The organism is Ramlibacter sp. WS9 (genome assembly GCF_003797765.1).
Lineage (GTDB): Bacteria > Pseudomonadota > Gammaproteobacteria > Burkholderiales > Burkholderiaceae_C > Ramlibacter.
The window spans coordinates 221,714-239,325 of sequence record NZ_RKMB01000001.1 but is presented as its reverse complement, the minus strand read 5'-3'; the positions used below and the strand labels follow the sequence as shown (position 1 = coordinate 239,325).

The following is a 17,612-nucleotide window of genomic DNA, read 5'->3' as shown; positions in this document are numbered from 1 at the left end:
TGTGATCCCCGCAGTTGTAAGAAGGGCCCCGACGGGGCCCTTCTTTTTTTAAGCGAGCAGCGAATTCACGCGCCGGACGTAGGCAGCGGGGTCTTCCGGCAGGCCACCCTCCGCCAGCAGGGCCTGGTCGAACAGGATGTGCGCCAGGTCGTCGAAGCGATCGGACCCTTCGAGCTTCTTCACGAGGGCGTGCTCGGGGTTCACCTCCAGCACCGGTTTGACCTCAGGGGCCTTCTGCCCCGCCTGCTTCAGCATCCGCGCCAGTTGCATGCTCATGCCCTGGTCCGACACCACCAGGCAAGCGGGTGAATCGACCAGGCGCGTGGTGATGCGCACGTCCTGCGCCTTGTCCTTGAGCGCTTCCTTCAACCTGTCCAGCACCGGCTTGAAGGCTTCGGCCGCCTCTTCCGCGGCCTTCTTCTCGGCTTCGTCCTGCAGCTTGCCCAGGTCGACCGCGCCCTTGGCCACCGATTGCAGCGGCGTGCCGTCGAATTCGTTCAGGTAGTTCAGCGCCCACTCGTCCACGCGATCGGTCATCAGCAGGACTTCGATGCCTTTCTTGCGGAACACCTCCAGCTGCGGGCTGTTCTTCGCCGCGGCGAGCGTGTCGGCCGTGATGTAGTAGATGGCCTCCTGGCCTTCCTTCATGCGCGCCTTGTAGTCCGCCAGCGAAACGCTCGTCGTGTCGGAACTGGTCGAGGCAAAGCGCAGCAGGCTAGCCAAACGGTCGCGGTTGGTGAAGTCTTCACCCAGGCCTTCCTTGAGCACCGCGCCGAACTCGGCGTAGAACTTCGCGTACTTGCTCTTGTCTTCCTCCGACGCGCCGTCCTGCTTCTCGGCTTTGGCCATCTCTTCGAGCATGCCCAGCACGCGCTTGGTCGAGCCTTCGCGAATCGCTTTCACGTCGCGGCTTTCCTGCAGCAGTTCGCGGCTCACGTTCAGGGGCAGATCCGAAGAATCGATCACGCCCTTGACGAAACGCAGGTACGCGGGCAGCAGCGATTCGGCCTCGTCCATGATGAAGACGCGCTTGACGTACAGCTTGACGCCCGCCACCTTGTCACGGTTGAAGAGGTCGAAAGGCGCGTGCGACGGGATGTAGAGCAGCTGGATGTACTCGGTCGAGCCCTCGACGCGGTTGTGCGCCCAGGCCAGCGGCGCTTCGTGGTCGTGGCTGATCTGCTTGTAGAACTCCTGGTACTGCTCGGCGGTGATGTCCTTGCGGGGCCGCGTCCACAGCGCGCTGGCCTGGTTGACCGTCTCCCACTCGTCGGTGACGACCATGGAGCCGCCCGTCGTGGCCCCGGCGGGGCCTCCTGATGCTTCCTCGCCCTCTTTCCATTCTTCCTTCTGCATGAGGATGGGCAGCGAGATGTGGTCGGAGTACTTGCCGACAATCGATTTGAGCTTCCAGGTGGAAAGGTAGTCCGACGCGTCTTCGCGCAGGTGCAACGTCACGCTGGTGCCGCGTGCGGGACGGGCGATGCTTTCGACTTCGAAGTCGCCGGCGCCGGTGCTGACCCAAAGCACGCCTTCTTCGGGCGGCAGGCCGGCGCGGCGCGACTCGACCGTGATTTTGTCGGCCACGATGAAGCCTGAATAGAAGCCCACGCCGAACTGGCCGATGAGCTGCGCGTCGGCCTTCTGGTCGCCTGAGAGGCGGTTCATGAATTCACGGGTGCCGCTCTTGGCGATGGTTCCCAGGTTGTCGATCGCCTCCTGCTGCGACAGGCCGATGCCGTTGTCGGCGATCGTGAGCGTCTTTGCGTCTTTGTCGAAGCTGATTCGCACTTCCAGGTTGGGCGCGTCTTCATACAGCCCGGTGTTGTTCAGCGCCTCGAAGCGGAGCTTGTCGCAGGCGTCGGAGGCATTGGAAATCAACTCCCGCAGGAAGATCTCCTTGTTCGAATAGAGCGAATGGGTGACAAGGTGCAGCAGCTGGGCCACTTCGGCCTGGAAGGAGAGGGTTTGTTTCTGGCTCATGGCAATTTTTCTCGGACGAAAAGGAAAGCTTTGACCGCCCCTGACCTTGGGGCCGGCGCCGCGGTTTTCAAGACCGCCTCGGGCGCAGGGAAATGTACGCGAGAGACGAGCCCGGACGCCTTCTCGTGAAAAAGTCGACGCGAGCCCAACTTTGAACGGCCGGAAAGGCGCAAGATGCTTGGCGAAGGGTAAACAGCTCGTTACATTACCTCAACGCACCCAGCCCTAAGAATATCGCCTACCGCGCCCCTGCTGGTTCCCTAAACATCGCCCGAATCGCCCCAAGCCCATGAACATCGACCTGCTGCCGTTTTCCGCCTTCGTGCTGGAGTCTTCCGGCACTGCGGCGCAGGCTATCCGGGACGCCCACACGCTGACCTTGCCGCTGGAGCTGGTGCCTGTGCATGCGGCGTTCGAGCCTGCCATGAGCGGTACCGTCAGCATCGACCTGGCGGCGCGTGAGGCCGCAGAGCCGCTGCACGCCGCCGTGGTTCCCGCCCGCGGCGCGGTGCTCACGATCACCTTCTAGCTTCGTTGCGCCCTCAAAACAAAAAAACGCCCCGAAGGGCGTTTTTTGTTTCTCTGGAGGAATGCGGCGCTGTTTACAGCGGGCGGGCTTCGCCGAAAGATATCTGGCCCAGGCGCACGGCCTCTGCGGCTTGAGCGCGCACGACCTTCACGTCGGTGCCGGACTTCAGCGGAGCGGCAACGCGCGAACCAGCCGGCTCGGTGCTGCGGGTGGCCGACACGGTGGAGGCTTCGGCGATCACTTCAGCGCGGGTGCGGTTGCCTTCGAACTTGACGGCGAACTGCGACGAGTCGGCTTCGTCGGCGTAAGCACCGGTGGAAGCGATGGCGGCGAAAGCGGCGACGGCGAGGATGGACTTGGTGTTCATGATGGAACCTTTCAAAGTGAGTGAAGAGAGACTGGGTTAAAAAATTTGCGGTTGGTGTCTTTGTTTGTCTTCAGCATCAACCGTGAATGAACTGTAGGCGCCGCTATTTAGGCGAGGCTTAGCGTTGGCTTAGCTGAGAGTTAGCACGATGCGATACGCGCGCTTTGCACGCTCTCGCCGCCATGCTGGGCCGCGGGGCCACCCACCCCAGTCGCCTGGGCTTTACTCGCGCCGCAGCCCGCTCACGCACAGCTTCGCACCACCCTCTGAGCGCGCCACTGGTCGCTTGCCCATGCTTAGTCGGCCGCCGGGATTTCAGCACGCCACCGCTGGCATGCCACCATCTCACTGCAACGCCGCGCACGGCTGGGCCGCGGCGCGAGTAAAGCCCAGACGCCCGCGGTGGACGGTCTTGCGGCCCCTTGTTTCATGCTCGCGGCATCTGTCTGACCGGAGCGAAGCGCAGGGAGTTATGCCGCGCGGGCCGCAAGACCGTTCAGCGCGGGGTATCCGGCAGGAGCCTGCGAAGCAGGCGATGCCGGACGTCGTAGCCATCGCGCCGCGGCCCAGCCGTGTGCGGCGTTGCCGCGAGGTCTCAGAACGCAAAGTGCAGCGCTCCGAGCACAGGGCCAAAGAAAAACCGCCTCAAGAGGCGGTTTTTCTTTGATGCGGGACGAGCCCGCGTTTGTTGCGCTCATTGGCCGTTGACGGGCGTGCCGGCCAGCGTGGTGCCCACTTGGCGCGAAGCTGCGACTTGCGTCAGGTAGGCGGAACCGCTGTCTTCAGCCGTCAGCGCTGCGACCTGGTTGCGCTCGGTGACGTATTCGGCCTGCACTTGTGCGCGGCTCTTGGTCGACTGGAAGCCGGCGAGCTGGTTGTAGCGGATCGACCAGGGGTTGACGCCGGACTTCTGGAACTGCGTCAGTTCGGCTTGCACTTCAGCGCGGGTCTTCACCGAATTGAAGGGCGTGTTGTCGACGGTGATGTCGTCGGCGCGAGCGGCGGTGCCGGCAAGAGCTGCGAAAGCGGCGATGGCGAGGATGGCTTTGGAATTCATGATGGAGACCTTTCAGTGTGTAGAGATGAACATTTCGGTTGGTGTCTTGTTGTCTGCATCAACCGTGAATGAACTGTAGGCGCCGGTCTTTAGGTGGGGCTTAGCGTTTGCTTAGCTGCGGGTTAGCAAGAAGATGTGTCTTGCCCGAGTCGATGAACTTGCCGTCATTCCCGCGCAGGCGGGAATTCAGGGCATCCGGGCGCCCTGGGTCCTCGCCTGCGCGGGGATGACGTGTTTACGCGGGCTCGATGCGCGCGACGAGGCCGCTGCGATCGTCGCGGTTGCGCAGGCTGATGCGCAGGCCGCAGCGCTGCGCGGCCGATTGCGCGATCGACAGGCCCAGGCCGCTGCCGCGAGCATTGCTGCCGGGCACACGGAAGAAGCGGTCGAACACACGCGGCAGCAGGTCGGGCGGGATGCCCGGGCCGGTGTCGATCACTTCGATCGCGGGCTTCGCGCCGTCGGTCACGAGCCGCACGTCCACCACGCCGCCTTCGGGCGTGTAGCGCAACGCGTTCTCGATCAGGTTGTCGATCACGCTGCGCAGGTCGTGCGCGGAACAGGGCCAGCAGGGTGCAGGCCCTTGAAGCTCCGGCCCCACCAGGCCGAGATCGATGTTGCGCTGGTCCGCCAGTGCGATCAGGGCGTTCATGCTTTCATGCAGCTGCGCGTGCAGGTCAACGCTCGCCACCGTTTCCACCATCGGCGCTTCCTGGCGCGACAGCTTGAGCAATTGGTCGATCAGGCGCTGGGCACGGCTCACACCGGCTTCGAGCTGGCCAAAGCTTTGCTGGCAGGCACCGGCGGGCATGTCGGCGCGCACGTTCTCCAGCTGCAGCGCCACCGCGGTGATCGGTGTGCGCAACTCGTGCGCGGCGTCCTGCACGAAGCGGCGCTGCGCGGCGAAGGCATCGCGCAGCCGCGCGAGCAGGCTGTTGAAAGACACCACCATCGGCCTGAGCTCGTAGGGCACGCGGTCCAGCGGCAGTTCGGCGATGGTGTGCTCGTCCTGCTGGGCGGCTTGGCGGCCGATGTCCTGCACGGCACGCGACATCGCCCCGGAAACACCCCACAGGATCAGGATGGCGAGCGGCAGCAGGATCAGCACCGGTGCGATCGCCGCGCCGGCCCGCTCTGCCGCGAGGTGCGCGCGGAACATGCCGCTCTGGAACACCTGGATGCGGCGGCCGCCATGGGCCGCGGGGTCGGTGGAATACACGCGCCAGGAGCCGCCGTCGATGCGAATGTCGGCAAAACCGGCGGCGGCCTGCGGGCCGGCGACCAGGCGGGGCCAGGACGAAACCTCGAGCTTCCCGTCGGTGCCGTACACCTCCACGACGTATGCACCCCATTTGTGGATCCGCTCAGCGGAGGGCACGGTCGGCACCAGGTGTTCGTCCTGCATGGCGATGGATTCGCCCAGCAGCGACATCTGGCTGTCCATGAACTCCCGCACCATCGTGCTGTAGCTCCAATACGAGAACGCGGCCGAAGCGGCGCCCACGATCAGGAACAGCGGCACCAGCCACATCAGCAACACGCGCCGGAGCGAGCACATGCGCCCTTCCGGGAACACATGGAAACGCTTTCCGGCGTTCGAACCGCCCTGTGGAAAGCCCTGCACCGTCGCGGCGCCGGCGCTGTGGAATTTCATCATGGCGTGCTCCCGGCGGGTGCAGTCGTGGTGGCTGCCGCCGGCATCGGCCCGGAAGCCGCGATGCGCCAGCCCAGGCCGCGCACGTTGCGGATGGTGTCGGCCCCCAGCTTGCGCCGCATGCCGTGGATCAGGACGTCGACCGCGTTGCTACTCACCTCTTCGCCCCAGCCATAGATGCGGCTTTCGAGCTGGTCGCGCGACAGGATGGCGCCGGGCCGCTCCAGCAGCGCATGGAGCAGCGCAAATTCACGCGCCGACAGTTGGGAACGCTCGCCCTGAACCAGCACTTCACGCGTGGTGAGGTCCAGCTGAACATCGGCGCCGCCGATGACCGAATGGGCGCTGCCGTCGCGGCGGCGGATCACCGCACGCATGCGCGCCAGCAGCTCGCGGAATTCGTAGGGTTTGACCAGGTAGTCGTCTGCGCCCACGTCCAGGCCGGTGATGCGTTCGTCGATGCCGTCCCGCGCGGTGAGCACCAGCACGGGCGTGTGGTCGCCGACGCTGCGCGCCTTGCGCAGCACTTCGATGCCGTCCCGCTTGGGCAGGCCCAGGTCCAGCAGCACGCAGGCGTAGCCGCCGTCGGCCATCGCGCTTTGCGCGAGCAGCCCTTCCTTGACCCAATCGACCGACCAGCCGTTGGCGCCCAGGGCCTGCTTCAGGCTCTGGCCGATCATCTCGTCGTCTTCCACCAGCAGGACACGCATCTTGGCTTCCTATCGCAGCGTCTGGCCCGCATCCCAGCGGGCCTCGCGCCATGCTTCATAGAGTTTCACGGCGCCGGCCACCAGCATCGCCGAAAGCAGCAGGGCAACGCAAGCCAGCCAGGCAGTCAGGCCGAAAACCCAGGCGGCGGCCGCCGCGACGGCGGTGCCGGCCACGCCGAAAAACAGGAGCAAAGCCAGTGCCAGGTGTTGGAGCGGATGGGTGTGCATGGTGCTTCCTTGATTGGAATAGCCACAGCTTATGCCCGGATATTTAGCCCCGAATTAGCCTGGACAGGGGCCTCTAGGGCTTCTTAACGCGGCTGAGACTCCACTTCCTTGACCCAACGGTCGAGCAGACGGCGCCGTTCGGCGGCCTTTCCGTACTTCTCGAAGTCGTATTTGACCAGCCGGACATTGTCCAGGGCGGGGATCCGCGGGTCGGGCTTGAAGGTCTTGTTGGCCGGCACCTGCAGGCTGTTGGCCCGGGCACCCACCTGCTGGCCCTCGGGGCTCATCAGCCAGTCGTAGTAGCGCTTCGCAGCTTCCCGGTTGCGCGAACCCTTGACCAGCGCGATGCCGCCGACCTCGTAGCCCGTGCCCTCGCAAGGCGCGGCCGAGTAGACCGGGAACTTGTTGGTCACCCGCTCGTTGTCGAATCCGAAGATGAAGCTCACACCGATCGCCACTTCCCCCTTGGCGACGTTGCGCGCCTGGGCCTGGCCACTGCGGGTGTACTGCGTGACGTTCTTGTGCAGCTTCTTGAGGTAGTCGAAAGCCTGGTCTTCGCCCATCAGCTGCACGAGTCCCGCGACGATGGTGTAGCCCGTGCCGCTGGAGCCGGGGTGCGAGGTTTCGATCTCGCCCTTGTAGCGCGGGTCCAGCAGGTCCTTCCAGCACCGGGGCGCGGGAAGCTTCTTCTTTTTCAGCAACTCCTCGTTCCAGCCGAAGCCGATGGCGCTGGTGTAGAAGCCGCCCACGTGGTTCTGGCTCATCGCGTACTGCCGGACGGACCAGCCGTGCAGGTCGCCCAGGTAGTCGGGCCGGTACGCGTCGAGCAGGCCGACTTCGGCCGCCTGATAGTACGGATCGCCCGTGCCGCCCCACCAGATGTCGGTCTTGGGGTTGGCAGCCTCCGCCCGCAACTGCGCCTGGGCTTCGCCGGTCGGCTTGTGGGACTGGTTGACCCGGATGCCGGTGGCCCGCGTGAACTCCTTCGCCGCCAGTTCACACCAGGGCTGGTCGGTGCTGCAGATCGCGTTGACGGTGCCGGTCTGGGCCTGCGCGCCCGCCAGGAAGCCCAGCGCCAACGTGAATGCAGTGATTGCCGTTTTCATGTGAGGTCCTAGAAGCGCTCGTGCGGAGCGAGATAACGCCATTGTCCAACGGGCAATGAACCCAGTACCACCTTGCCGATGCGGATCCGCTTCAAGCCCACCACCTTCAGGCCGACCTGCTCGCACATGCGGCGGATCTGCCGCTTCTTGCCTTCCGTCAGCACGAAACGCAGCTGCTCAGGGTTCTGCCACTCCACCTGGGCCGGCTTGAGCGGCTGGCCGTCCAGCGACAGGCCGTGCCGCAGGCGGGCCAGCTGCGCCGGGGGAAATGCCTTCTGCACGTCGGCGGCCACCTCGCCGAACGTCACACGCACCAGGTATTCCTTCTCCATGCCGCTGTCTTCGCCGATCAGCTGGCGCGCCACGCGGCCGTCCTGCGTGAGCACGAGGAGGCCGATGGAGTCGATGTCCAGCCGCCCCGCGGGTGCGAGGCCGCGCAGCTGCGACGATGCGAACCGCACTTTCGAGGCGTCGCCCTTCCAGTGATTGCGCTCGTGCACCAGCACCACCGCCGGCTCGTGGCCGTCCTCGGCCTGGCCGCTGACATAGCCCATCGGCTTGTTCAACAGGATGGTGACCTGCTGCTGTTGCTGGCCACGCGCCTTGGGATCGACCTCGATCCTGGCCTGGGGCCCCACCTGCAGCCCCATCGGCGCGACCGCACCGTCCACGCGCACCCAGCCTTTCGAGATCCAGTCGTCGGCCTCCCGTCGCGAGCACAGGCCCAATTCGGCCATGCGTTTGTTGAGGCGGGAGGTCGGTTGCGTTGGTTCCATGGCAGACCCGATTGTGCCGCCTCGGACGCCTTAAACTGATGAGCATGGACGGCCCCCGCCTGCTGCTGGTGTTGACCGAAGCGCCCCCGTCGGTGGGCGGCATGCAGACGCACGCGCGTCACTTGGCTTCGCACCTCGCGCGCACCAGCGCCGCCATCGAAGTGCTGACGTACCGCGTGGCCGATCCGGCCTTGGCCGCGCAGGCCCAAGCCTTCGATGCCGAGTGCGGCTATCCGGTTCGCCGCATCCTGTCACGGCTGGGGTATTGGCACAACATCGCGCTGATCCTGCAGCGGATCCGCGAATTCGCACCCGACGCCGTCTACGCGTCCACGGTGTTCTACGGATTGCTGCGGACGCGCACTGCGGTCCCGCTCTTGTGCCGATCGGTCGGCAACGACATCCTTCGGCCCTGGCTGGGCTATCCCTACCCGCTTTGCAGCCGCGCCATCGGGTCGCAGGCGGTGCAGCGCGGGCTGCGCTGGTGGCTGGAGCATGGCCAGCACCCCGACTGGGTCGACCGCGTCTTTCGCCGCGCCCGAGAGCAGCTGATGCGTGACGCGGCGGCCGGGCACTGCGGCATCCTGGCCAATAGCGAATTCACCGCCGGCCTGCTGATGGGCATCGGCATCGCGCGCGAGCGCATCGACGTGGTCTCCGGCGGCGTCGACAGCCGGCGCTTCGCGCCAAGCCCCGGAGGGCGTGAATCGTCACGCGCGGCACTGGGCCTGGCGCCCGACGACGTTGTTCTGCTCACCGTCTGCCGGCTCGTCACCAAGAAGGGCGTGGAGGTGCTGCTCGACGCGTTGACCCTGCTGCAGTCCGCGTTTCCACGGCTGAAGCTCATCGTCGTCGGCGACGGCCGCAGGCGCAAGACCTACGAGGCGCGGGCGAAGGCGCTCGGGCTCGAAGGCATGGTGCGATTCGCGGGCCGCGTGCCGCATGACGACGTGCCGCCCTACTTCTGGGCCAGCGACCTGTTCGTGCTGGCGAGCTACGAAAGCCGCCACGCCGGCGGCGCCGTGCGCGACGTCGAAACCATGGGCCGCGTGCTGTGCGAAGCCAACGCGGCCGGCCTGCCACTGGTGGCCACCGCCAGCGGCGGCACGCCCAGCGTGGTGCGCGATGGCGTCAACGGCGTTCTGGTTCCGCCCGCCGACGCAGGGGCCCTGGCCGACGCCATTGCGCGGGTGCTGCACACACCAGCACTCGCCGCCCAGTTGGCCAACGCGGGACGCGCACGCGCGCGGGACGAATTCGATTGGAGCGCGGTGATGGCACGGCACGAAGACGCGATTGCGCGGGCGTTGCGGCTGCCGACGCTGGCGGTGCCCGCAGCTTTGGCGCAGTCGTCGCGTGCTTGACCTCAGGCTGTGATTGCGGACTTGATTCGCAATCCATGCCTCGCGTGCGCGCAAAACCCCACACTGGGACCTCGCGGCAACGCCGTGCATGGCCGGGCCGCGGCGCGATGGCTACGGCGTCCGGCATCGCTCGCTTTCGCAAGCTCCTGCCGGAGTCCCCGCGCTGAGCTTTATTCGCGCCGCGGCCCGGCCATGCACGGCGTTGCAGTGAGCGCGTGGCGGGCCTGCGGTGGCGTGCCGAAACCCGGGCGGACAGCGAAGCGGTGGCACCCCACCGGTTGCGCGCCTCAATGGTTTGCGAAGCTGTGCGTGGGCGGGCTGCGGCGCGAATAGAGCCCAGGCGCTTGCGGCGGGTGACCCCGCGACCCAGCACGGCTTCAGCCGTGCGACCGTTTCATGCTCGCGAAAATTGTTTGAACGGAGCAAAGCGGAGAGAGTTTTTTCGCGCGGGTCGCGGGGTCTCCCGGCGCAAGGGATTCGGCAGGAGCTTGCGAAGCAGGCGATGCCGAACGCCGTAGCCATCGCGCCGCAGCCCGCCCACGCACAGCTTTGCCGCGAGGTCTACGAGCGCCAAACGTGAGACGCGAGTCTAAGTCTCGGGAAGCGCAGAACCGCGCGCGAACGCGCTCGAACGCAGCGCCTCCAGGCGCAGGATGCGCAGGCCGCCATATTCGACGCGGATAGTTCCCTGTGCCTCGAGCGCCGTCAGCGCCTCATTCACCCGCTGACGCGACAGGCCGACGAGGTAGGCCAGCTCCTGCTGCGTGATGCGCAAGACATCGCCGACGCCGGGGAAGAGCACCGGGTTGAACAGCGCTGCCAAGCTACGGGCTACACGCAGATCCGGGTTGTGCATGCGATCGATCTCGCGCGCGGCGATGAACTGCGCCAGCCGCTCGTTGAGCTGGTTCATCACGAAGCGGTTGAAGCCGATGGAGTGATCCAGCAGCCAATGGAAGCTGTCGACCGGCAAGCCGGCGACCACGCTCTTGCGCAGCGCCGAGACGTTGTAGCGGTACGTCTCGCGCTTGAGCACGGTGCCCTCGCCGAACCAGCCGCCGGGCGGCAGGCCGCTGAAGGTCATGGTCTGGCCCTGCTCGTTGTCGCTGCTCATCTTGAGCAGGCCTTCGACCACACCGAACCAGTAGGTCACCGGCCGCCCCATGCGGCACACATGGTCGCCCGGCATCGCGTCGCCCACCCTCACCTGGCCGGCGGCGCGCGCGTATTCGTCGGGCTTGAGGACCTTCAGCCACGGGATGCCCTCCAGCTCTTCGGCGGTCGGGTCGCGGCGCCGCTGGTGCAAAGTCAGATCGGTGGTCATGGCGAAGGAATTGTCGTTCCAAAGGCGAATGATTCCAATTGGGGGCGACATCCGCGTTTTGTTGACGCGAATCAAGCTCCGGACAGCCCCTACTAGGACATTCCCTAGGAATGTCGTCGCAAAGACAACGGAACGTCAAAGTGACTTCTAGCATTCGCCCATCTCACCCGAGCTTCGAATAAGGACACGCAAATGGAGACGACGTTCCCGCGGCTGCTGCTTCAGCACGCAGCCCAGCGCCCCGCCGATCCGGCCATGCGCGAGAAGGAATACGGCATCTGGCAGACGCACACCTGGGCCGACATGGCGCAGCTGGTGCGTCACCTCGCCTGCGGGCTGCACGCCGCAGGCCTCGCTGCCGGCGAACACATGGTGGTGGTCGGTGCCAACCGGCCGCGCTTGTACGCCACGATGCTCGCCGTGCAATCGCTGGGCGCGATCCCGATCCCGCTGTACCAGGACGCGGTGGCCGCCGAGTGCGTATTCCCGATCAACAACGCCGAGGTGCGCTTCGCGTTCGCCGAAGACCAGGAGCAGGTCGACAAGCTGCTGGAAGTGCGCGAGCAGTGCCCTCAGCTCGCTGCCATCTATTACGACGACCCGCGTGGCCTGCGCAAGTACGCGGAGCCGGGCCTGCAGTCGCTGGACGCGCTGATCGCGGCGGGCGAAGCCTTTGCGCAGAAGAACCCGGGGTTCTTCCAGGACGTGGTTGCGAACGCGAAGCCCGACGACGTCGCGGCGATGTTCTACACCTCGGGCACCACCGGTAACCCGAAGGGCGTGGTGCACTCGCACCGCACGCTGCTCGACCGCGCGCACGCTGGCGCGCAGTTCGACAAACTCACCCACCGCGAGGAAGTGCTGGCCTACCTGCCACCCGCGTGGATCGGCCAGAACATCTTCAGCTACGCGCAGTGGCTGTGCTGCGGCTACGTCGTGAACTGCCCCGAGTCGTCGGGCACCGTGATGATCGACCTGAAAGAGATCGGGCCGACTTATTACTTTGCACCGCCGCGTGTGTTCGAGGGCCTGCTCACCACCGTGATGATCCGCATGGAAGACGCCGGTTGGCTCAAGCGGAAGATGTTCCATGCGTTCATGGATCTCGCGAAACGTGTCGGCCCGGCGCTGATGGACCACAAGCCCGTGGGCTTGCTCGATCGCGTCATGTACAAGCTCGGCGACGCGATGGTTTACGGGCCGCTGCGCAACAACCTGGGCTTCTCGCGCGTGCGCGTCGGCTACACGGCGGGCGAGGCGATCGGGCCCGACCTGTTCACCTTCTACCGATCCATCGGCATCAACCTGAAGCAGCTGTACGGCTCGACCGAGACGGCCGTGTTCGTGTGCCTGCAGCCGGACGACCAGGCCAAGGCCGACACGGTCGGCATTCCGATCAGCGGCGTCGAGATCAAGGTGGCCGACAACGGCGAAATCCTGGTTCGCTCGGGTGGCCTGCTCAAGGGCTACTACAAGAACCCGGCGGCCACGGCCGAGGTGCTCACCGCCGACGGCTGGTACCACACCAGCGACGCGGGCTTCCTCGATGCGCAGGGCCACCTAAAGATCATCGACCGTGTGAAGGACGTTGGCCGCATCGCCGGCGGCGCGAACGACGGCGCGATGTTCGCCCCGAAGTACGTCGAGAACAAGCTGAAGTTCTTCCCCTACATCAAGGAAGCGGTGGCCTATGGCGACGGCCGCGAGCGCGTCTGCGCCATGATCAACATCGACTTCGACGCGGTGGGCAACTGGGCCGAACGCCGCAACCTGCCTTACGCGGGCTACACCGATCTCGCGCAAAAACCCGAGGTCTACGAACTCATCAAGGACTGCGTGGAGAAGGTCAACGCCGACCTGGCGGCCGACGCTTTGCTGGCCGGATCGCAGGTCAGCCGCTTCCTGGTGCTGCACAAGGAGCTGGACGCGGACGACGGGGAGCTCACGCGCACCAACAAGGTCCGGCGCGGCTTTATCGCCGAAAAGTACCAGGTTCTGGTCGATGCGCTGTACGGTGGCAAGAGCGAGCAGTACATCGAAACGCAGGTGAAGTTCGAGGACGGCCGCACCGGCAGCGTCAGCGCCACCTTGAAGATCGTCGACACCAAGACATTCGCTCCGGTGAAGGTGGCAGCATGAACATGATGACCGAAGCCGAACACCTGGCCGCGAGTGGCGCCCGCAAGACGGGCGATGTGATCCTCGACGTGAACAACATCTCGCTGTCGTTCGGCGGCGTGAAAGCGCTCACCGACATCTCCTTCAATGTGAAGGAGCACGAGATCCGCGCCATCATCGGCCCCAACGGCGCCGGCAAGAGCTCGATGCTCAACTGCATCAACGGCGTGTACCAGCCGCAGCAGGGATCGATCACCTTTCGCGGCCAGACCTTCAAGCACATGAACAGCCACCAGGTGGCGGTGATGGGCGTCGCCCGCACCTTCCAGAACCTGGCGCTCTTCAAGGGCATGAGCGTGCTCGACAACATCATGACGGGGCGCAACCTGCGCATCAAGAGCAACCTCTTCATGCAGGCACTGCGCATCGGGCCGGCCGAGCGCGAAGAGATCCGCCACCGCGAGTTCGTCGAACACATCGTCGACTTCCTGGAGATCCAGGCCTTCCGTAAGACGCCGGTCGGGCAACTTCCCTACGGACTGCAAAAGCGCGTCGACCTGGGCCGGGCGCTCGCGATGGAGCCGCAGGTGCTGCTGCTGGACGAACCCATGGCCGGCATGAACGTCGAAGAAAAGCAGGACATGTGCCGCTTCGTGCTGGACGTGAACGACGAGTTCGGAACCACCGTCGTCCTCATCGAGCACGACATGGGCGTGGTGATGGACATCAGCGACCGGGTGGTGGTGCTCGACTACGGCAAGAAGATCGGCGACGGCACGCCCGACGAAGTACGCAACAACCCGGAGGTCATCAAGGCCTACCTGGGCACCTCCGAATAAGGCTGGCAAATGGGTCCCTATCTCGAAACAATCATCGGCGGCCTGATGTCGGGCATGCTGTATTCGCTGGTGGCGCTCGGCTTCGTGCTGATCTTCAAGGCATCCGGCGTCTTCAACTTCGCGCAGGGCGCGATGGTGCTGTTCGCGGCGCTGGCCATGGCGCGCTTTGCCGAATGGATTCCGCAGTGGACCGGGCTGGAGAGCAAGTGGCTCGCCAACTCGCTGGCCTTCGTCTGCGCAATGGTGGTCATGGTCATCATGGCCTGGCTGATCGAGAAGCTGGTGCTGGGCAAGCTGGTCAACCAGGAAGGCGTCGCGCTGCTGATGGCGACGTTGGGCGTCTCGTACTTTCTCGATGGTTTCGGTCAGACCATCTTCGGCTCGTCGATCTACAAGATCGACATCGGCATGCCCAAGGACCCGATCTTCCTCTTGGAGAGCACCTTCCAGGGCGGCCTGCTGATCAACAAGGAAGACGTGGCGGCCGCGGTGATCGCTGCCGCACTGGTCGCGGCGCTGGCCGCGTTCTTCCAGTACACGGGCACGGGCCGCGCCCTGCGCGCCGTGGCCGACGACCACCAGGCGGCGCAGTCGATCGGCATCCCGCTCAACCGCATCTGGGTCATCGTCTGGAGCGTCGCCGGCTTCGTGGCGCTGGTGGCCGGGATGATCTGGGGCAGCAAGCTCGGCGTGCAGTTCTCGCTGTCGGTGCTGGCGCTGAAGGCGCTGCCGTTGGTGATCCTGGGCGGTCTCACCTCCGTGCCGGGGGCCATCGTCGGCGGCCTGATCCTGGGCGTGGGCGAGAAGATGGCCGAGGTGTTCCTTGGTCCCTATCTGGGCGGCGGCATCGAGATCTGGTTCGCGTATGTGTTGGCGCTGGGCTTCCTGCTGGTGAGGCCGCAAGGTCTCTTCGGCGAAAAGATTATTGATCGCGTATGAAATACGCGAGTAAAAAATCTTTCAGCGCAGACTTACTTTGCGAAGCAAAGTTAGTCGGAGCTAAAAGATCATCGATCGGAAATTAAACAATGATCTACCGCGAAAACGGTCAATTCAAAACCAGCTACCGCGCCGACCAGCAGATCTTCCCGATCTCGCAGGACCGGCTGGCGATTCTGCTGATCCTCGCAGTCGCGTTCATCGTCGTGCCGGCCTTTGCCAGCGACTACCTGTTTCGCGCCATCATCATCCCGTTCCTGATCATGTCGCTCGCGGCGTTGGGCGTGAACATCCTGGTGGGCTACTGCGGGCAGATCTCGCTCGGCTCGGGCGCGTTCATGGCCGTCGGCGCTTACGGCGCATACAACTTCTTTGTGCGGCTGCCGGGCCTGCCGCTCATCCCCGCGCTGATCCTGGGCGGTTTGTGCGCCACGGCGTTCGGCCTGCTGTTCGGCTTGCCCAGCCTGCGCGTGAAGGGGCTGTACCTGGCGGTGACGACTTTGGCGGCGCAGTTCTTTTCTGACTGGATGTTCCTGCGCATCAAGTGGTTCACGCTGGACACGCCTTCCGGATCGGTGGCGGTGTCGAACCTGCAGGTGTTCGGGATTCCGATCGAAAGCTCCACCAGCAAGTACCTGTTCTGCCTGGCCGTGCTGACCGTCATCGCGCTGATGGCCAAGAACCTGGTGCGCAGCGCCATCGGCCGCGAGTGGATGGCGATCCGCGACATGGACGTCGCAGCGGCCGTGATCGGCATTCGCCCGATGTACGCCAAGCTCACGGCGTTCGCGGTCAGCTCCTTCATCATCGGCGTGGCCGGCGCCCTGTGGGCCTTTGTCTACCTGGGCGCCTGGGAGCCGGCGGCGTTCTCGGTCGACATGTCGTTCCGCCTGCTGTTCATGGTGATCATCGGCGGCATGGGCTCGATCATGGGCAGCTTTTTCGGCGCGGCCTTCATCGTGGTGCTGCCGATCTTCCTGAACCAGTTCCTGCCCTGGCTCACCGGGTTGTTCGGCATCACGATGTCCACGGCCGGCGTCTCGCACGCGGAGCTGATGATCTTCGGTGGCCTGATCGTTTGGTTCCTCATCGTGGAGCCGCACGGCCTGGCCAAGCTTTGGTCCACCGGCAAGCAGAAGCTGCGGCTCTGGCCCTTCCCGCACTAGCGCCAACGATTTACTCGCAAGTACCGATGCCCTTCTTTCGCAATACCCGTTTACTGGCAACTCAGTTTTTTATGACAGGAGACAAACCATGAAGCTTCGAAACATCGCACTGGCCGTGGCGGCAGTTGCGGCCCTCGCGTCGGTCGCGACGACCAACGCATTGGCGCAAGCCAAGGAACAGTTCATCCCGATACTCTCGTACCGCACCGGCCCGTTCGCCCCCAACGGGACGCCATGGGCCAACGGTTATGTCGACTATTTCAAGCTGATGAACGCCAAGGGCGGCCTCAACGGGGTGAAGCTCAGCTGGGAAGAGTGCGAAACCGGCTATGACACGGCCCGCAGCGTCGAGTGCTATGAGCGCCTGAAGGGCAAGAACGGCGGCGCGTCGTTGATCCAGCCGCTGTCCACCGGCGCGACCTTCGCGATCACCGAGAAGGCACCGGTCGATAAGATCCCGGTGGTGAGCATCGGCTATGGCCGCAGCGAAAGCGCTGACGGCACCGTGTTCAAGTGGAACTTCCCGATCGCCGGCACCTACTGGGTCGCCGCCGACGCCATCATCCAGGCCATCGGCAAGAAGGAAGGCGGGCTCGACAAGCTGAAGGGCAAGAAGATCGCGCTGGTTTACCACGACAGCCCCTATGGCAAGGAGCCGATCGCGCTGCTGCAGGAACGCAGCCGCATGCACGGCTTCGATCTGCAGCTGCTGCCGGTCGCATCACCGGGTGTGGAACAGAAGGCCACCTGGCTGCAGATTCGCCAGGCCCGCCCGGATTACACCTTGCTGTGGGGCTGGGGCGTGATGAACTCCACCGCCATCAAGGAAGCGCAGGCCACCGGCTATCCGCGCGAGAAGATGTATGGCGTGTGGTGGTCCGGTGCCGAGCCGGACGTGAAGGACGTGGGCGATGGCGCCAAGGGCTACAACGCGGTGACCATGCAGCACGGCGCCGAGCCGGAGTCGAAGGTGGTCAAGGACATCCTGGCGATGGTGCACGGCAAGGGCCAGGGCACCGGCCCGAAGGACGAAGTCGGTCAGGTGCTGTACATGCGCGGCGCCATGAGCGCGATGCTGGCGCTGGAAGGCATCCGCGCGGCGCAAGAGCGCTTCGGCAAGGGCAAGGTCATGACCGGTGAGCAGGTGCGCTATGGCCTGGAGAACCTGAACCTCACGCAGGCCAAGCTGGACGGCCTGGGCTTCGCCGGCGTGATGCGGCCGATCAGCACTTCGTGTGTGGATCACATGGGCGCCGCGTGGGCCCGCATTCACACCTGGGACGGCAAGGCCTGGAAGTTCACCTCCGACTGGCTGCAAGGCGACGAGCAGATCATCAAGCCGCTGGTGAAGAGCACGGCAGCGAAATACGCGGCCGACAAGAAGCTGACTCCGCGGACGCCTGCGGATTGCCAGTCTTGATCGGCTAGCGCCGATCACCCTGGCAGGGTTGT

The 17,612-nt window shown here is 65.0% G+C and carries 16 protein-coding genes; 7 read left to right on the top strand and 9 right to left on the bottom strand.

Going from position 1 to position 17,612, the window contains the following annotated elements:
* Positions 1 to 48: 48 nt before the first annotated feature.
* Entirely contained in the window at positions 49 to 1,983 is a 1,935-nt protein-coding gene (gene htpG, locus EEB15_RS01155; protein WP_141507691.1) for a molecular chaperone HtpG, read from the bottom strand.
* Positions 1,984 to 2,272: 289 nt separating this feature from the next.
* Between htpG and EEB15_RS01150 the strand changes: the two genes are divergently transcribed.
* Positions 2,273 to 2,512: a hypothetical protein gene (locus EEB15_RS01150; RefSeq protein WP_141507690.1), complete on the top strand. Its 240-nt coding sequence runs from the start codon at positions 2,273 to 2,275 to the stop codon at positions 2,510 to 2,512.
* A gap of 73 nt (positions 2,513 to 2,585) precedes the next feature.
* On the opposite strand, the gene EEB15_RS01145 is transcribed toward EEB15_RS01150, so the two are convergent.
* The 7 genes from EEB15_RS01145 to EEB15_RS01115 all read right to left on the bottom strand — a co-directional run bounded on the left by EEB15_RS01145 (position 2,586) and on the right by EEB15_RS01115 (position 8,410).
* Positions 2,586 to 2,879, bottom strand: a complete 294-nt coding sequence (locus tag EEB15_RS01145) for a DUF4148 domain-containing protein (protein WP_141507689.1) — start codon at positions 2,877 to 2,879, stop codon at positions 2,586 to 2,588.
* A gap of 694 nt (positions 2,880 to 3,573) precedes the next feature.
* Complete coding sequence (locus EEB15_RS01140; protein WP_141507688.1) at positions 3,574 to 3,936, bottom strand: DUF4148 domain-containing protein; 363 nt, start codon at positions 3,934 to 3,936, stop codon at positions 3,574 to 3,576.
* Positions 3,937 to 4,171: 235 nt separating this feature from the next.
* The gene (locus EEB15_RS01135) at positions 4,172 to 5,593 is read right to left on the bottom strand and encodes a HAMP domain-containing sensor histidine kinase (RefSeq protein ID WP_233259294.1); all 1,422 of its coding nucleotides are present in this window, start codon (positions 5,591 to 5,593) and stop codon (positions 4,172 to 4,174) included.
* Positions 5,590 to 6,300, bottom strand: a complete 711-nt coding sequence (locus EEB15_RS01130) for a response regulator transcription factor (protein WP_141507687.1) — start codon at positions 6,298 to 6,300, stop codon at positions 5,590 to 5,592. The genes EEB15_RS01135 and EEB15_RS01130 overlap by 4 nt, the downstream gene beginning before the upstream one ends.
* A 9-nt stretch (positions 6,301 to 6,309) precedes the next feature.
* Positions 6,310 to 6,528: a hypothetical protein gene (locus EEB15_RS01125; protein ID WP_141507686.1), complete on the bottom strand. Its 219-nt coding sequence runs from the start codon at positions 6,526 to 6,528 to the stop codon at positions 6,310 to 6,312.
* A gap of 83 nt (positions 6,529 to 6,611) precedes the next feature.
* Positions 6,612 to 7,634 (bottom strand): ABC transporter substrate-binding protein, encoded by a 1,023-nt coding sequence (locus EEB15_RS01120; RefSeq protein WP_141507685.1) that lies wholly within the window; start codon positions 7,632 to 7,634, stop codon positions 6,612 to 6,614.
* A gap of 8 nt (positions 7,635 to 7,642) precedes the next feature.
* Positions 7,643 to 8,410 (bottom strand): pseudouridine synthase, encoded by a 768-nt coding sequence (locus EEB15_RS01115; protein ID WP_199236429.1) that lies wholly within the window; start codon positions 8,408 to 8,410, stop codon positions 7,643 to 7,645.
* A gap of 44 nt (positions 8,411 to 8,454) precedes the next feature.
* On the opposite strand from EEB15_RS01115, the gene EEB15_RS01110 reads away from it, so the two are divergent.
* Positions 8,455 to 9,774 (top strand): glycosyltransferase family 4 protein, encoded by a 1,320-nt coding sequence (locus tag EEB15_RS01110; protein ID WP_158289954.1) that lies wholly within the window; start codon positions 8,455 to 8,457, stop codon positions 9,772 to 9,774.
* Positions 9,775 to 10,363: 589 nt separating this feature from the next.
* Here EEB15_RS01110 and EEB15_RS01105 read toward each other — a convergent pair.
* Complete coding sequence (locus tag EEB15_RS01105) at positions 10,364 to 11,098, bottom strand: Crp/Fnr family transcriptional regulator (protein WP_141507683.1); 735 nt, start codon at positions 11,096 to 11,098, stop codon at positions 10,364 to 10,366.
* Between the two features lie 192 nt (positions 11,099 to 11,290).
* On the opposite strand from EEB15_RS01105, the gene EEB15_RS01100 reads away from it, so the two are divergent.
* The 5 genes from EEB15_RS01100 to EEB15_RS01080 all read left to right on the top strand — a co-directional run bounded on the left by EEB15_RS01100 (position 11,291) and on the right by EEB15_RS01080 (position 17,580).
* A complete protein-coding gene (locus EEB15_RS01100; RefSeq protein WP_141507682.1) occupies positions 11,291 to 13,237 on the top strand; it encodes a long-chain fatty acid--CoA ligase in 1,947 nt (648 codons plus the stop codon).
* The gene (locus EEB15_RS01095) at positions 13,234 to 14,055 is read left to right on the top strand and encodes an ABC transporter ATP-binding protein (protein ID WP_199236428.1); all 822 of its coding nucleotides are present in this window, start codon (positions 13,234 to 13,236) and stop codon (positions 14,053 to 14,055) included. The genes EEB15_RS01100 and EEB15_RS01095 overlap by 4 nt, the downstream gene beginning before the upstream one ends.
* A gap of 9 nt (positions 14,056 to 14,064) precedes the next feature.
* Positions 14,065 to 14,994: a branched-chain amino acid ABC transporter permease gene (locus tag EEB15_RS01090; RefSeq protein WP_141507681.1), complete on the top strand. Its 930-nt coding sequence runs from the start codon at positions 14,065 to 14,067 to the stop codon at positions 14,992 to 14,994.
* An 89-nt stretch (positions 14,995 to 15,083) separates the two neighbouring features.
* Complete coding sequence (locus EEB15_RS01085; RefSeq protein ID WP_141507680.1) at positions 15,084 to 16,160, top strand: branched-chain amino acid ABC transporter permease; 1,077 nt, start codon at positions 15,084 to 15,086, stop codon at positions 16,158 to 16,160.
* 88 nt (positions 16,161 to 16,248) lie between these two features.
* Positions 16,249 to 17,580 carry an ABC transporter substrate-binding protein gene (locus tag EEB15_RS01080; protein WP_141507679.1) on the top strand — a complete coding sequence of 444 codons (1,332 nt, stop codon included), beginning with the start codon at positions 16,249 to 16,251 and terminating at the stop codon, positions 17,578 to 17,580.
* The last annotated feature ends 32 nt before the right edge of the window (positions 17,581 to 17,612 follow it).

Bases quoted from the DNA above. Each gene is read 5' to 3' on its own strand.
- htpG (WP_141507691.1), bottom strand. From the start codon at position 1,983: ATGAGCCAGAAACAAACCCTCTCCTTCCAGGCCGAAGTGGCCCAGCTG.
- EEB15_RS01150 (WP_141507690.1), top strand. From the start codon at position 2,273: ATGAACATCGACCTGCTGCCGTTTTCCGCCTTCGTGCTGGAGTCTTCC.
- EEB15_RS01145 (WP_141507689.1), bottom strand. From the start codon at position 2,879: ATGAACACCAAGTCCATCCTCGCCGTCGCCGCTTTCGCCGCCATCGCT.
- EEB15_RS01140 (WP_141507688.1), bottom strand. From the start codon at position 3,936: ATGAATTCCAAAGCCATCCTCGCCATCGCCGCTTTCGCAGCTCTTGCC.
- EEB15_RS01135 (WP_233259294.1), bottom strand. From the start codon at position 5,593: ATGATGAAATTCCACAGCGCCGGCGCCGCGACGGTGCAGGGCTTTCCA.
- EEB15_RS01130 (WP_141507687.1), bottom strand. From the start codon at position 6,300: ATGCGTGTCCTGCTGGTGGAAGACGACGAGATGATCGGCCAGAGCCTG.
- EEB15_RS01125 (WP_141507686.1), bottom strand. From the start codon at position 6,528: ATGCACACCCATCCGCTCCAACACCTGGCACTGGCTTTGCTCCTGTTT.
- EEB15_RS01120 (WP_141507685.1), bottom strand. From the start codon at position 7,634: ATGAAAACGGCAATCACTGCATTCACGTTGGCGCTGGGCTTCCTGGCG.
- EEB15_RS01115 (WP_199236429.1), bottom strand. From the start codon at position 8,410: ATGGAACCAACGCAACCGACCTCCCGCCTCAACAAACGCATGGCCGAA.
- EEB15_RS01110 (WP_158289954.1), top strand. From the start codon at position 8,455: ATGGACGGCCCCCGCCTGCTGCTGGTGTTGACCGAAGCGCCCCCGTCG.
- EEB15_RS01105 (WP_141507683.1), bottom strand. From the start codon at position 11,098: ATGACCACCGATCTGACTTTGCACCAGCGGCGCCGCGACCCGACCGCC.
- EEB15_RS01100 (WP_141507682.1), top strand. From the start codon at position 11,291: ATGGAGACGACGTTCCCGCGGCTGCTGCTTCAGCACGCAGCCCAGCGC.
- EEB15_RS01095 (WP_199236428.1), top strand. From the start codon at position 13,234: ATGAACATGATGACCGAAGCCGAACACCTGGCCGCGAGTGGCGCCCGC.
- EEB15_RS01090 (WP_141507681.1), top strand. From the start codon at position 14,065: ATGGGTCCCTATCTCGAAACAATCATCGGCGGCCTGATGTCGGGCATG.
- EEB15_RS01085 (WP_141507680.1), top strand. From the start codon at position 15,084: ATGATCTACCGCGAAAACGGTCAATTCAAAACCAGCTACCGCGCCGAC.
- EEB15_RS01080 (WP_141507679.1), top strand. From the start codon at position 16,249: ATGAAGCTTCGAAACATCGCACTGGCCGTGGCGGCAGTTGCGGCCCTC.